This is a genomic window from Blautia faecicola, assembly GCF_004123145.1.
GTDB lineage: Bacteria > Bacillota > Clostridia > Lachnospirales > Lachnospiraceae > Oliverpabstia > Oliverpabstia faecicola.
This window is the reverse complement of the sequence record NZ_SDKC01000001.1, coordinates 2,508,334-2,523,426: the sequence shown is the minus strand read 5'-3', so window position 1 is coordinate 2,523,426 and position 15,093 is coordinate 2,508,334. Positions and strand designations below refer to the sequence as shown.

9 protein-coding genes and 1 pseudogene are annotated in these 15,093 nt (G+C 46.0%); 7 read left to right on the top strand and 3 right to left on the bottom strand.

Features of this window, described 5'->3' with window-relative positions:
* Nucleotides 1-82: 82 nt before the first annotated feature.
* From ETP43_RS11335 to ETP43_RS11315, 6 genes and pseudogenes are all read left to right on the top strand, one after another.
* On the top strand, nucleotides 83-1,042 hold the full coding sequence (locus ETP43_RS11335) for a MarR family transcriptional regulator (RefSeq protein ID WP_129258168.1): 960 nt from the start codon (nucleotides 83-85) through the stop codon (nucleotides 1,040-1,042).
* Nucleotides 1,026-1,349: a hypothetical protein gene (locus tag ETP43_RS17695; RefSeq protein ID WP_243114263.1), complete on the top strand. Its 324-nt coding sequence runs from the start codon at nucleotides 1,026-1,028 to the stop codon at nucleotides 1,347-1,349. Before ETP43_RS11335 ends, ETP43_RS17695 begins: the two co-directional genes overlap by 17 nt.
* A 132-nt stretch (nucleotides 1,350-1,481) precedes the next feature.
* Nucleotides 1,482-1,784, top strand: coding sequence for a hypothetical protein (locus tag ETP43_RS17690; protein ID WP_243114262.1), 303 nt, complete (start codon nucleotides 1,482-1,484; stop codon nucleotides 1,782-1,784).
* A gap of 255 nt (nucleotides 1,785-2,039) precedes the next feature.
* Entirely contained in the window at nucleotides 2,040-2,231 is a 192-nt protein-coding gene (locus tag ETP43_RS11325) for a hypothetical protein (RefSeq protein WP_330546519.1), read from the top strand.
* Between the two features lie 109 nt (nucleotides 2,232-2,340).
* The gene (locus ETP43_RS18895) at nucleotides 2,341-2,526 is read left to right on the top strand and encodes a vWA domain-containing protein (RefSeq protein ID WP_129258166.1); all 186 of its coding nucleotides are present in this window, start codon (nucleotides 2,341-2,343) and stop codon (nucleotides 2,524-2,526) included.
* 146 nt (nucleotides 2,527-2,672) lie between these two features.
* Nucleotides 2,673-2,852 (top strand): annotated as a pseudogene (locus ETP43_RS11315) (CD1845 family protein); the annotation flags it as partial.
* A 77-nt stretch (nucleotides 2,853-2,929) separates the two neighbouring features.
* Here the strand turns inward: ETP43_RS11315 and ETP43_RS11310 are convergent.
* The 3 genes from ETP43_RS11310 to ETP43_RS11300 form a co-directional block, all read right to left on the bottom strand.
* The gene (locus ETP43_RS11310) at nucleotides 2,930-3,724 is read right to left on the bottom strand and encodes an ATP-binding protein (RefSeq protein ID WP_129258164.1); all 795 of its coding nucleotides are present in this window, start codon (nucleotides 3,722-3,724) and stop codon (nucleotides 2,930-2,932) included.
* A 139-nt stretch (nucleotides 3,725-3,863) separates the two neighbouring features.
* Nucleotides 3,864-5,192, bottom strand: a complete 1,329-nt coding sequence (locus ETP43_RS11305) for a sensor histidine kinase (RefSeq protein ID WP_129258162.1) — start codon at nucleotides 5,190-5,192, stop codon at nucleotides 3,864-3,866.
* Nucleotides 5,192-5,905, bottom strand: a complete 714-nt coding sequence (locus ETP43_RS11300; RefSeq protein ID WP_129258160.1) for a LytR/AlgR family response regulator transcription factor — start codon at nucleotides 5,903-5,905, stop codon at nucleotides 5,192-5,194. Before ETP43_RS11300 ends, ETP43_RS11305 begins: the two co-directional genes overlap by 1 nt.
* A 207-nt stretch (nucleotides 5,906-6,112) precedes the next feature.
* Here ETP43_RS11300 and ETP43_RS11295 point away from each other — a divergent pair, with 207 nt between their 5' ends.
* A complete protein-coding gene (locus tag ETP43_RS11295; RefSeq protein ID WP_129258158.1) occupies nucleotides 6,113-15,073 on the top strand; it encodes a YDG domain-containing protein in 8,961 nt (2,986 codons plus the stop codon).
* The last annotated feature ends 20 nt before the right edge of the window (nucleotides 15,074-15,093 follow it).

Sequence of the window (15,093 nt, the reverse complement as noted above, 5' to 3'; positions counted from 1 at the left end):
CAACTGTTCTTAACTCAAATATTGCATCTTAACTCAAAAAGAGTTATAATACAGAAAAAGAGTTAAGACTGGAGGCGAACGCATGGAGTATCTCAATAAAGTCCTCGGAATTGAAGTTGTCTATATGAATGGTAAGTTTGAGCATTTGCCCAATTTTATAGTCACAAGGTATCGCTTGCAGAGGGTGTCTATGAATGGACAAGGGGTGATTTTCCTTTATCCGAAGACAGAATTAGAGCAGGTCGAAGTGCTGAAAAAGCAGATTGCTCGGATACAAAAAAATGAGAATTTGCCAGTTGTGCTGGTGCTAAATGAACTTAGCTTTCGTCAGAAAGAATATTTGATTCGTGAAAAAATTCCTTTCATCGTAGAAGGAAGGCAGATTTATTTGCCTTTCATGGCACTGTATTTGCAGGAACGATGCAATGCTGAAAAGAAGCCACGGGAAGAAATACTTCCATCGGCGCAGATGCTTCTACTGCATTTCATTTATGGAGGCGCACAGGAACTGTCTACAAGTCAGGCTGCGAAAGACTTGGAACTGACACCTACTTCTATATCAAGGGCATCGAGACAACTTGAAGAAATGGGATTGCTGCATATCAGGAAAGCAGGTGTGCAGCGGATTCTGTACTCTGAGGATTCTCCGAAAATGCTTTTCCAAAAAACAGGAGATACCCTGCTGAATCCAGTAAAACGAACGGTTTATATTCCGAAAGAATTGGTGGGAACAGACCTGCTGGAAAGCGGATATTCGGCATTGGCAGAGTATTCCATGCTGAATGCACCGAATGTCAGATGTTACGCAGCAGAAAGAATCTCTCAATGGAAAGATGTTATGACCAATAGCTTGCAGAATTCGCAGGTGCAAGTGGCCGTAGAGATGTGGAGATACAATCCACGAAAATTGTCTATGCGAAATGCTGTAGATGAACTTTCATTGGCTTTGGCATTGAGAGAAGATGCGGATGAACGAGTTGAAGAAGCAGTGGAAGAAATGCTGAATGAACTGTGGAGGAAGATAGATGGTTACAGGAATTGATAGCTTTAAGGAATGGTTCAAGGGCAGTGAAGAACAATATGCCATCATTGGAGGAACAGCGTGTGACATTCTGATGACGGAAGAAAGTTTGGATTTCCGAGCAACAAAGGACATTGATCTTGTTCTGATTATAGAAGCAGTTGACGCAAATTTCGGAAAGAAATTCTGGGAATATGTAAAACAGGCTGGATATGAACATTGTAATAAAAGTTCGGGTGTGCCGCAGTTTTATCGGTTTAGTCACCCAATTACAAATCAATATCCTGCGATGATTGAACTTTTCACGCGAAAACTGGATGCTATTTAGCTTCCGGAAGATGCAGTTTTAACGCCGCTGCCGGTTGACGAAGACATTTCGAGTCTGTCTGCTATTCTTTTAGACAATGATTACTACGAATTTTTAAAGCAGGGGAAAGTCGTTGTTGATGGAGTAACTGTCTTGGATGCGGCATATTTGATTCTGTTTAAGGCAAAAGCGTGGATGGATTTGACAGATCGTAAGGCCGCAGGAGAACACGTTGATAGCAAAAATATCAAGAAACATAAGAATGATGTTTTCCGTCTGACGGAGTTGATTGATCCCACCACCAAGGTAGTGGCTCCCCAAGGAGTTTATGCAGATATTCAAGAGTTTGTCCAGCGTATGAAAAATGAAAACGTGGATATTAAACAGTTGGGGCTGGTTGGCAGAACAAAGGAGAAGATTCTGGAAGAATTAAAAGCAATGTACGAAACACTTTAATATAGATATTTGAACAGACAAGGGCATGTCAGCAGGCAACAAGTATTACAATCGTTCCGTGACGCTGGATATAAATTAAGCGATTCTTCCTTAACAATAAACGCTACAGGAAGTTTGTAGGTGATAGCTGATAAATTGACGAATGGGGGTAGGTTTCATGCCATTGCAGATTATCAGAAACGATATTACAAAAATGAGCGTTGACGCAATCGTCAATGTCGCCAACACTTCTCTTTTGGGCGGCGGTGTGGATGGTTGCATTCATCGTGCTGCGGACTGGAGCCGCTTGCCCAGATGCAGGAGATGCTCGGTAAGGCGGGTTTTGCCCTTTCCCATTCGAGCAAATTCGATATCATTGTAGAATATTTTGTCGAATGGGGAAACTACAATGTGTATGAAATCAACGAGGCACTGTTTGCTTTTGACCAGAGTCTGATCGGAGCATAAGGACAAAGAAATGTCGCTTTCCATGCGACCACTCCACAAAAGAAAACCGCTATACTATGGCTGTAAGGTACAAAACCGAGCAGCCATAATCTTTTGGGAGGACAAGTATATGAGAAAGAATTTAACAGAGATCGTTTTTATCTTAGACCGCAGCGGTTCCATGAGCGGACTGGAACGGGACACCATCGGCGGATTCAATTCTATGATTGAGCAGCAGAAAAAAGCAGAGGGCGAAGCACTGATCTCAACGGTGCTGTTTGACAACGTGAGCGAAGTTCTGCACTGCCTCTGTTGAGGCCATTGGCGTACAAAGCGGGCAATCATCAGCAAAATAATGAAAAAGGAGGACAGCCGGAATCAGGCTCTCATAGATTGAGGGCAGATTGTTCCGGCTTTTGTGCGCTTATGAAACGCACCTAACCAATCATTCAAATGATTCCGGCTAATATTATTGCTTTGTTAGGTATTGCAGTGCTGATTACATATTCTCCACAGAATGGGCTTATTCTGTTGCTGATGGCTTTTTTGATTGGTCCGATGGGATTGCCGCTTGCGGCGATCTGGCTGTTGGGTAAGGTGCAGGATTTGAAATATACGATTCAGGACAGGGTGTATGGGTGATTTCTGAGAGAAGAAAATCCTTTCAAAAAAGATAAGAAGCAGGACATTGGACTCTCCTCCATTGTCCTGCTTCTTGGTTATTCGGTACGGACGGTAATATATTTTTGTTTGCGGCTGTTGGGTTTAGCTGGAATAGTCATTTTGAGCTGACCGCTTGCCAGTAGTGGATTCAAATATTTTCTTGTAAAATAAGTGAGATTTCGATAACCAATAAATGAGCAAATTTCTTGCTTACTTTTTTCTGTTATACAAAAATCCAAAACTGTGTGTGGGATGTCTGGTGATTTAGCTTGCTCACTAACTTGGTCACCATCTTGGTCACTGACTAAGTTTTTCTGACTAAGTTGGTAATTTACATTTTTCAAGATGACCCTGAAATCTGTCGCTGTTGAGGAAAATTCAGGCTTATATGCCGCTGTATATCCAGGTAATTTTTCGGTTTCGCTGATGATTTTGCGTAGGCCACTTCCACGGCGTTCCATGTATTTCATGCGGTGGAACAGGTCAGCAATTACAGGGTTTCGCCGCATGGAACGGATAATGTAAATATCGTATTCCTTATCGTCTAAAGCATCATCAAAGATAGAACCTTTGCCTAAGCCGTTCCATCTGGTACAGAACATACGGGAGTTATAAACCGTGTGTTGATCGGTCATGAGTTTTCCGGCGTTGGTTAAGAATCTTGCTTCAGCATCCTTTTGAACATTAGATAATCCAACAGGTTTCCGATCATCAGAAATTCCGAAAAACAAAGTTCCACCAATTCCATTGGAAAAAGCACTGACGCTTTTCAACCAGCTTTTGGGTTTTCGTGTTTCGAGAGCAACTTTGAAATCACATTCCGTTGCTTCGGCAATTTGCTGTTCTATCATAGGAACCCTCCTTTGAGATGCAGAATATATGTTCTTATTATACCCAACAGAGAAAGTTATTGCAACGTTATGTTTGAGTAGTATTATATTGCTTGCATGAGACTTTGGCGACTGCCGCGATAATCAATAATTACAAAGGTCAGCTACGATTGCACATCACCGAAGCATAAAACATTCCGTCCCGCATCTCAAACCGACAGATGCCGCTGTACTGAGCGGCGATGCTTTTAACGGATTGTGTGCCGAGACCGAGTCCCTTGTGCTTTGTTGAGACAAGCATGCCGTCGGGGGTATGTCTGAGTGCGCCTGAAAAAGTATTGTCCACTGTGATGCAAAAGGAACTGCCGATCAGACTGGCGCGGATCATGATTTTTCGGTCCTTGCCGGATTCGTTGCGGCAGGCTTCGAGGGCATTTTCAATCAGATTGCCGAATAAAACGGAAAGATCGGTGTCTGAAATAAAGATATCTTCCGGGATCTCTACCTGGGCAATAAAGTCTACATCATTATCCTTTGCCTGCTGAGAAAAGTAGAGCAATACAGCGTTAGCTGCAGTATTTTCACAGAAACGGATAAGAGAGTCGTTTGGCAGACTCTCGTTATATCTGGCAAGATATTCGCGGAGCGCATCAAGGTTCCCATCAGCAAGGTAGTTTTGCATGAGTGCGATATGATGGCGCACATCATGCTTTGCCCGGCGGGCATCGGTGATTTTTTCCTGCAGATTTTTATACTCCATAGCCTGCATCGTGAGCTGATGATTTTTCTCCTGCAATTCCAGCGACCTGTTTTGTTCCAGAACCAGACGGGTTACGATGTAGTAGATCAGGAATGCCCCCACATTGATGACAAGGAGAAACAGTGTATTTTTCGGCTGCAGGGCAATTTCCAGACTGGAATGTGATGTGTTGCCGTAGAGTACATAGTACCACATCAGGTAAAAGGTTACGGGAATCAGCCATATATACCGCCATTCGAGACCGGACGGTTCTTTTTCCACAGCCGGTGTGTAGACGGACCGCATGTATAAAAATACAGGAACAGAAAGAACTGCTTCCACAGCAAACAGCATCAGCGAGAATGACCAGCGGTAATCCTGCGTTGCCAGGGTTGGAAAGAACAGTCCTTCCAGACATTTGGCGGAGATAACAGCCAGATTGGCAAGGTTGGAGATCATCAGCAGGGTAAATAAAGTTTTGCCGAAATGCTTTTTCACAGCGAGAAAATAGAATGCAGCGTAGAGAATCGTGCTGACTGCGCTTGCGATTGCACTGTGGTTTCCTGATACAAAACTGACCCATGCGCCGAGCAGTACCTGAATGACTGTGAGAAAACCGATCAGAGTTCCGGTAATGACCTTTGAAAAACGCAGACAGTGTCGGAACGGATAGAGCGCCAGTACAAGGAACGGAAAAAAATTCAGCAGAGAGTATACAAGGACTTCCAGGATCCGGGAAACAGACGGCATCAGTTTTTCCCTCCTTTTCGCAGCTGTTCAAAAAGAAACGACGAATAGGCTTCCTTCACTTCTTTTGCTTTCCGGCGGCTGATCGGGATGAGGCAGCCGTCACTCATGGTAAAGGTGTCCGCGTTTTGGGCGGCAACCTCGTAAAAATTGACGATCAGCCCTTTTGAGGGGCTGAAAAAATACGGGTAGGCAGATAATAGTTTTTCGATTTCTGAGAAATTTGCCCGGACACTGCTATTCCTGCCGTGTTTACAGTGCAGGGTTGTACAGTGAGCGGCATAGTCTGCATAAATAATATCGCGTAAAACGATGGTTGTGCCGTCCGGCAGCTGCACGGTACGCATTTTCTCAAGCTGTGCAAGATCTATGCGGTCGAGCATGGCCTTTACCCGGTCTTTTCCGAATGGCTTAAGCAGATAGTAGCAGGCGTTTACCTCGTAACTTTCACTGGCGAATTCATTGCTGGTCGTACTGAAGACAAGGCGTACTTCCCGGTCAGACTTGCGTATTTCTCTTGCCACATCCATGCCGGTAAGCCTGTCCATAAAGATATCCAGAATAATCAGCTCAAAAGTGCCTGGCTGCCAGGTTTGCAGAAAAAATTCTCCACTTGGAAAGTATATGTATTCAGCAGATGAACCGAGTAATTCATATAAGCAGGTTTGCAGATGTTCATACATCTGGATGTCATCCTCGACAATTGCGATTTTCAAAATAAAAGCTCCTCTTTGTATGGCAGGGTGAATAAGTTTCAACTCATTTATTATATCATTCGAATATTAAAAATCAAAGCTTTCAGATCGCAAAGAGTTACCACTTATGTCGTTTTTTGACCGCTTGTGTCAGGGTGATTGTACAATGACTCCTTATCAATTACAATTGATTACAAATCAGAATAATATAGGAAAAGGAGTAACGGGATGAATACAAAAATGACACTGGGAAAGAGGATACTTTCTGTGTTTCTGACAGTCATCATGGTGTTTTCCATGGTGCCTCTGCCGGTAGTTGCGGCGGAAGCGGACGGAGCTGTCAATCTGAAAGTATCCGAACTTTCCAAAGAAGAAAACTACGAAACACTGTATAGTTATTATTATGATGCGGTCACGGGCAAACGGTCATTCAGCCAGAATGATTCCATAGAGTTTGACGGGCTGGACCGCACAGACACATCTGCCTCTGCAAAGGTGTATTTCGAGGGAAAGGGGATCGAAATTGCAGATAACAGCACTGATTACAAAGCCATACCGAGTGAGGGCGAGTGGCTGATCAGCAATGTGTCACAGGCATCGAATTCCGGAGAGATTCGTTTCGTGCACCGCTATGTTGAGCCTAAAGTATATGTGGTGGAAGATTCGAGTAATATTGCAGGGCTTACGGTGGGAGAAGCAGACAGCACCGGCATGGCTCCTGCTACGTTTTTCAAAGACGATGAACTGGCGAACTTTTACAGCGGACTGGACATCAAAGTGAGAAAGACGGTGGATAAGCTTGAAAACGGTTCGTTCCGAATCTCCATCACCGGTAAGGACGGCACGGATTATACCGATTATTTTGAATACTATGACAGTATCAGATGCAATGTTTTCTGGCAGCAGGGAAAGTGGATCAATGCTTATGACTCATGCCTTGGTCCTATTCCGGACGAGGAAGTGGCGATTTTTATCAAGCCGAATTATGACCTTTTACGCGTAAAAGCAAGCGTGGCAGGAGATAAGGGTGGAAGTATTTCACCTGCGGATGCGTATTATCTGGCACATTCTACACAGCCGAAGACTTATACCGTAACACCGGAGGCTGGATATGAGGTGGAAAAGATTGAGGCAGTCAGCGCTGACGGTGATCCTGTTGCGGTCGATTTTGATGCCTCAACCGGAAAATTTCAAATCTATCCTTCCTATTTAAGAGGAATGGATGCTGAGCGGAGCATAGCTGAAATCAAAGTGTATTTCAGTACAAAGCACGATGACACCCACTGTCTTTGTGGTGGAACGGCGTATGACGGACATGACACCCACGAGGAGATTGAGTGGAAGCAGTGGACGGCGACAGATGCGCTTCCGACTGCGGCAGGAAATTATTATCTGAAAAACGATGTGACCCTTTCTGCTGATGCCATCACGCTGCCTGACGGAGTGAACATCTGCCTGAACGGCAAAAGTATAAATGGTGCAGATTCCGGCACGGAGATCCATGCAGGCGGTAGGTTCGGCATTACCGACTGTGGTGCGGCGGGAAGTATCGGAAATCTGACACTGACCGGAGACAATGCAAAGGTTACCATGTACAACGGAAAGATCGCAGAAAATACTGTGTTGTCCGTTGCGGGTGGAACCGTATTCACGATGACCGGTAATGCACAGAATGATGGCGTGCTTCGGATCGACAGCAATGCTGATTTCACCATGAGCGGCAATGCCAACGGCGGTCATGTATCCGTAGGACAGTCCGGACAGGATGCGAGATTTCACCTGAGTGGCAGTTCCAGCATCGGCGAACTGGATGGTGGCGGCAATGCCATCGGTCTGACCATGGAGGACAATGCCGAAACAGGAAGTGTCGAAAACATTACATTTACAAAGCTTTCACTCAGCGGAAAAGCCAGCATAAACGGCGAGATTATGATGAAAAACAAAAATCGGCAGGACAACTCTGCAAAATTTGTGATGAAAGATGACAGCGTGATTAGTGGAAAGCTGCTTTGCGCTGACGATTCCGTTTCCTTTGAAATGCAGGATAATGCTAGAATAGATGGTGCCATGGATGTTGGGAAAAGCAAAGTTTTCGGTACTATTACCTGTACCGGGGAAATTGGTGGCGGTGTTTTTGATGAAAATGGTACAGTCATAAATAATGGCAGTATCATCGGCGGCATTTTCTATGGCACAGTGACCGGCACGGGAACGATCAGCGACAGCGCAACGGTCGATGTTGTGATCGACACAAACGGCGGAAGCACAGTCGATACACAGAAAGTTCTGCGCGGTCAGAAAGCGGAGATTCCGACAGGATGCAAAAAGGACGGTTATGCATTCCAGGGATGGTATAAGGGCGAGGAAGATTACGATTTTGATACCCCGGTACTGGAGGGCTTTACGCTCACTGCACAGTGGACGGCAAACAGCTATACCGTGAACTTCGACAGCGATGGCGGTTCTGCGGTTGAAAGTAAGACCGTTACCTGGGAAGACAAGGTACTGGACGGAATCGCCGAACCGACAAAGGACGGAGGCTATGCGTTCAACGGATGGAAATGCGGTGAAAGTTCTGTTACTGCGGACACGACCTATGCAGATCTTGCAGCCGATGATACCGTGGAAAGCATTACCCTGACGGCACAGTGGGTGGACAGTGAAAAACCGACCGGTGAGATCACCATCGGTGAAAAGAAGTGGAACAGCTTCTCAGATACGACTATTTTTAGTCTGTTCTTCAATGAAGCACAGAAAGTTACGATCACCGCAGATGACAACAGCGGAGAAACGGTAAAGATCGAATATCTGCCTGCAAATGCAGGAATGACCGAAGCAGAACTTGCAGCGGTGGCTTTTACCGAATATGATGGTACATTCGATATCGATACGGATAACAAGTATGTGATCTATGTAAGACTGACCGATGAGGCAGGCAATGTAACCTATCTGTCTACCGACGGTTTTGTCATTGACACGACGCCACCGGTGATCGAAGGCTATGAAAACGGTCAGCGGGTACAGGTCTGCGGAAGAAAAGCACTTAAATTTATTGATGAAAATTTCGAAAGCGCAAATGTAACCCACAGCGGATACATGTACAGCGTGTGGAGCAATACCTGTAATCTTGATTCGGCTTACAACGAACAGTGGCATACAGTTGAGGTGTGTGACAAAGCGGGCAACACCACGACGGTGTACTTCTATGTGCATAAGGAACATTCCTTTAATGAGGAAACCGGCATATGTGAAAACTGTGGATATCAGGCGACCGTATTGATCAAATATGTTGATAAAAATAACGAGGAAAAGTTTGTATCCGGTGACAGCTATGAGGAAGCGATGGACAAAGCGAGCCCTCTTGTCACTGCAGACCCAGACAAACAATATAACCTGAAACTTTATGGAGATGCGGAAAAATCAGACAGTTGGAGTGCGTGCGGCTCAGGAAAATGGACGTTTGATCTGAACGGACATGCGATCATCAACCCTCCGAACGCTGACTGGAATTCTGCAAAATATGAGATTTCATATGGCGCTGATATAACGATTGTCGGCGAAGGCACCATGAATGTATATTTTCTGTTGAGCAGTGGTGCACTGACGGTTGATGGCGCGTGCAAATTTCCGAGATTTGAACAGCATGGAGGCACGCTGACGGTCAACAATGGTTCCTTTGATTCCTTTACCATTACCGACTATAAATGGGCGCTGCCGGATCCAAGAGTAACCTACCTCTGCGGCGGAAGTTATGGCAGCATAAAGGTCGAAATCGAAGGGCTGACCTGTGCCGACCTGCTCGGTGAGGGTTACCGATTTGACGGTATCAGCTATGAGGAAGCAAAGCAGAACTCTATGACGAATGTCAGAGTTGTACCATGCGATCATGCGAATATCGACAGCGACCATATCTGTACCGGTTGTGGTATGAAGATTCTCTTCGTTGTGAAAGCAAATGGAACAGAGAAGCAGTTTGATAACTTTGCAAATGCTGTCAGCTATGCCGAAGAAAATAACGGCTGCGTTCTCCGGATGTATGACGATGTGACGGAAAAAAGTACCATCAGTGCCGGCAGCTTTTCCATCGATATGAATGGTCACACGATCAATGGACTCAATGTTGCAAAGAGCGCGAACCTGGATATTTCCAACGGTACGGTCACAGGACCGGTTATTGTTGCCAAAGCGGCAGAATTTAACGCATCTGCTCTCATTTTCAAAGGTATCGTAAACAGCAATGGCAATAACAGCAAGCTTCTCTATTGTACGTTTGAACAGGCACTCAACGCCAGAGGAAGTCATACGGTTATCAACTACTGCACATTGAACGGGGCATTGAATGTTTCCGGAGATGACGTTGTGGTAAACGGTGGTTCGATATCCGATAAAATTACTGTAAATAACGGGGGCGTGCTTGAACTTGTCGGAAACGGCGGTCAATACGGCGAGGCGCTTGTGAAGTCCGGCGGTACGATGAAAGTTCACACCGGCAGTACGTTCAACGATCAAATTATGGCAGAAGCAGACAGCACGCTGACTCTCTACGGGGGTAACTTCAGTAAGATCACCGTTGCAGGCAGGGCATTGATGGACTGCCTTGCGGATGGCAAAGCTTTTGAGGACAACGGTAACGGTCAGATCATTGATGGTCGTGTCGGTATCGCCGGAAATGTCAAAGTTGTCAGCCATACCCATTCCTGCGTATGGAATACGAATACGCACGAAAAACTCTGTGGATGCGGTTATGTCGAGGCAACCGACATCGAAGAACCGGTATTTTCCGGTATTGAGCCGAATGGGGTTTATTATGGTCCGACGGAGTTTACCGTCACCGATGCAAGTGAATTTACCGTGACACTGGATGGCGAAGAGATTACACTTGAAAACGGAACCTACACCATAGCACCGGACAATGCGAAACATACAGTCACAGCGACCGACATTGCAGGCAATACGATAAGTTTTGATTTTAGTGTCTATAAGAATTATAATGTCACACTGCCAAAAGGCGAAGGATACATCGTTACCGGTGAGACAACTGTGGGACACAACAACTATTATACGTTTATTGTGCAGATTGCCAGGGGGTACTCCAGGACTGAGAACTTCAGAGTACTTGCAAATGGGGTGGAACTTGAAAGCACAAACGATATATATGTGATTCGGGATAAGGACGTTACAGGAGATATCACCATTACCGTAGAAGGGGTTGCAGATATTACTCCGCCTGAGACGGCAATCAGTATTCGTACACATACATTCAAATCCTTTCTGAACAATATTACCTTTGGATTGTTCTTCAAAGAGACGCAGACGGTGTATGTGGCGGTTAATGATCGGGGAAGTGGTATCGATAAGGTTGCATATCTTCTGTCAGAAACAGCATTTACGGATAAAAACGTAATTACAGGCAACTGGAACGAGTTGACGCTTGACGAGAACGGTGAAGGGACATCTTTTGATATTGAGCCGAACCGGAAAGCGTATGTCTATGTCCGTGCAACAGATAAGAGCGGAAATGTAACCATTGTCAATTCCAGCGGAGTAGTGGTTTACACCGACGCGAAGGCAGTCACGGAAACGGCAGAATTTACAAGACTTGACAAGAAGGATGTTACATTTGATGTGAAACTGAATGGCAACACGGTGGCGGCACTCTACAATGGGGATACACCGATCGACAGCGCCGATTATACGGTATCAGAGGATGGAAGGATAACGCTGAAAAAAAGTTACGTTTCCACACTTGCCGCAGGCGAATACACGATTCGTGTCCAGTATCATCCGATGGGGGAAAGCTACGAAGATGGTGACGAGCCTGCCATGACATCGGTGAAGCTTACGGTGAAAAAGAGAACGCCGGAGCTGAATCTGGAACCGAATACACAGAAGACTTACGATGGGGAGCCGATCGATCCTTATCTGATCGACTGGACGCTGTATGGTGATGGCGCGAGAACCTGGGAATACAAGCCGGTCTATGCAGATGACGAGGCGTATACCACGGATGCACCGAAGAATGTCGGTGTGTATAACGTTCGGCTGACAACGGCAGAGACGGATAACTACGAGAAAGGTACAGCAACCGTACAGTTTGTAATCGTACCAAGAGAGGCTGGAATTGAAGCGGTAACGGTTTCCGACAAGATCTATGACGGCACAGCGGATGCGGAAATTACATCGAACGGAAGTATAACCAACCTTGTGAATGGTGACGATGTGACCGTTGTGGCGGGCAAGGCGAATTTCAGCGATAAAAACGTAGGCACAGATAAAACCGTGGCATTTTCCGGATTCGCTCTTGATGGTGATGATGCAGCAAACTACAGACTTGCAGGACAGCCGGCAAGCGTGACAGCTGACATCAGCGTCAAAGAGATCACGATAAATGGTACAGCTGTTAAAAACTCCAGAGTTTATGACGGTACGACCGACGCAGAGATCACGGATGCAGGAACACCGTCTGAAAATTATGACGGCGAAAATCTTACGATTGCTGCAGGAAATGCATCTTATGAGAATAAGAATGTCGGAACAGGAAAGAAAGTAACCTTTAGTAGATTTGCTCTTGCCGGTGATGCAGCGGCGAACTACAGGCTGATTGCACAGCCGACAGATGTTACGGCTGATATCACGGTGAAGAAAATTACGATTGACGATGCGACCGTTGAAACTTCGAAGGTTTACGACGGTACGACTGACGCGAAACTCACGGGTGTGGGAACACCATCTGTCAACTACGATGGCGAAAATCTCACGGTCGCAGCCGGTAAGGTAGCTTATGACAATAAAAATGTCGGTACAGGAAAGAATGTGACATTTACCGGTTTCGCACTTACAGGTTCTGCGGCATCGAACTATCAGCTGACGGCTCAGCCTGCAGGTGTTACGGCAGATATCACAGCGAAGGAACTTAAGATTGTCGGTACGACTGTGGAGAAAAGCAAGATCTACGACGGTAATACCGACGCGAAAGTAACGGCAGCAGGTGCATTTGACGGACTTGTTGACGGCGACGATGTTGCGATTGTGACCGGCAGGGCGGCATATGATGATAAGAATGTCGGCAACGGCAAGAAAGTTGTATTTTATGATTTTGCTCTTTCGGGAGACGATGCAGCAAATTATGTGCTGGCAGCTCAGCCGGCAGGTACTACAGCTGGTATCACACCGAAAGAACTGACGGTTGAGAATCTCAAAGTCAGAGATAAACAGTACGATGGCAAAAACACTGCAGAGATCGATGGAACACCGGTTTTAGCCGGGGTGGTCGACGGTGATGTGGTGAAACTTGTAAATGGCGTTCCTACCTTTGAACGTGTGACGATCGGTAAAAATATTCCGGTCAGCTTTACGGCGTTTACCCTTTCCGGTGATAACGTGATAGTTGGAAACTACACACTCACACAGCCGGGCGGCATTACAGCGAATATCGTTGCATATGCGGCTACGGGGGAAGAATATGAGGTAAATTCCAATGACTGGATCCATACCAGTTTTGTCGTAAGCGCAAAGGAAGGCTACAAACTCAGCCTGACCGATACGGCAGACGGCGAGTGGCTGGATACGCTGACCGCAACGGACGAAACCGGAAACGGCAGACTGACCTTCTATGTGAAGAATGTGGCTACCGGTGTCATCTCTGAGGCAGTTACCGAAAACTACAGGATCGACAAGACCGCGCCGACCGGCGAGGTAAGATTAAATGAGCGCACAGCGTTCCAGGAGTTCCTCAACAAGATCACCTTTGGTCTGTTCTTTAAGGATGATGTCCGTGTGAAACTGACGGCAGACGATGAGGCTTCCGGCGTTAAGTCGGTACACTACTTCAAGTCCGATAAGATACTCACAGACGAAGAGGTTCGTGCGATTACCGATTGGACAGAAAACAGCGGGTTTGATATTGCGGCAAAAGACAGAGATCAGTTTGTGATCTATGTCCGCATCGAAGACAATGCCGGAAATGTCACCTATATCGGATCGGACGGCGCAACTTTCGACACTACGGCACCTCAGATTGTCGGTGTGGATAACGGTAAGACCTACTATGTGACGAAAAAAGTTGCTATCGATGACGAAAATTTCGAGTCGGTAACGCTGAACGGTGAGCCTGTGGAAAATGGATTCCTCCTTACAGGTGACAAAGAGGAAACCTATGTGATCCGCACGGTAGATAAAGCAGGAAATGTAACAGAGTATACGGTCTATATGAAACCGATCTCGTCGATTACCGATGCCATTTCCATGACAGTCGATGATGTCAAATCGAGTGACACTGATACAATCTCGTCAGTCGAGCGACAAATCAACGACATTTCTGCGGCGTTTGTTGACAGCGAATCTACCGAAGAGGAATGGAAGAAACTGACGGAGGCAGCCGCAAAGTGCAGGGATCTGAGCAAACGGATTGCCGATATTGCGGATGAGATCAACCGTCTGACGGATGCTGTAAACGGTTACGATATTGACAAGGTGACGAGCGACGATAAGGATGAGATGGAGAAGTTGATCGCCGACATCGATACTCTGCTCAATGGAGATAACCTGACAGATACGGAGAGAACGGCTCTTGAGACTCTGAAAAACACGGCACAGGCACTGCTCGATCGCATTACTGCGGCTAAGGATGCTGCTGAAAGTGATGAGATTCAGGCAGTCGACGGCATTACCAAAGACAATGTGAAACGCGAGGACAAAGAAGCCCTTGAAAAAGCAAAAAAAGCTTTGGAAGATGCTCTGCGTGACTTTGACGGCAACTACACCGAGAAGGAAAAGAAAGATCTTGAAACAAAACTTGACACCGTAAAAGAGGCGCTTTCCGCGATCGACAATGTAGAAAAAGTTTTAGATGAGATCAATAGACTACCTTCGGTGGACAACGTAGGAACTGGGGATAAGAGCGAGGTGGAACGTGTGAAAACACTCATCGACGGTCTAACCGAGAACGAGAAAACGATGGTCGGCAAAGAGGCTATGGGAAAGGTGGATGCTCTGGAAGCGAAGATCAAGAAGCTTGCGGAAGAAGCAAATTCGAAAACCAACGCAACAACCAGCACTACAACCAACACGACCAAGCCGAAGACCGGAGACACAAACAATTTTGCTTTGTGGATAGCCCTGCTGTTTATTGGCGGTGGTACTGCGATCGGTACAACGGTTGTAAGCAGAAAGAAAAAACATAACAGATAATGATCTCGAAAGAGACGATA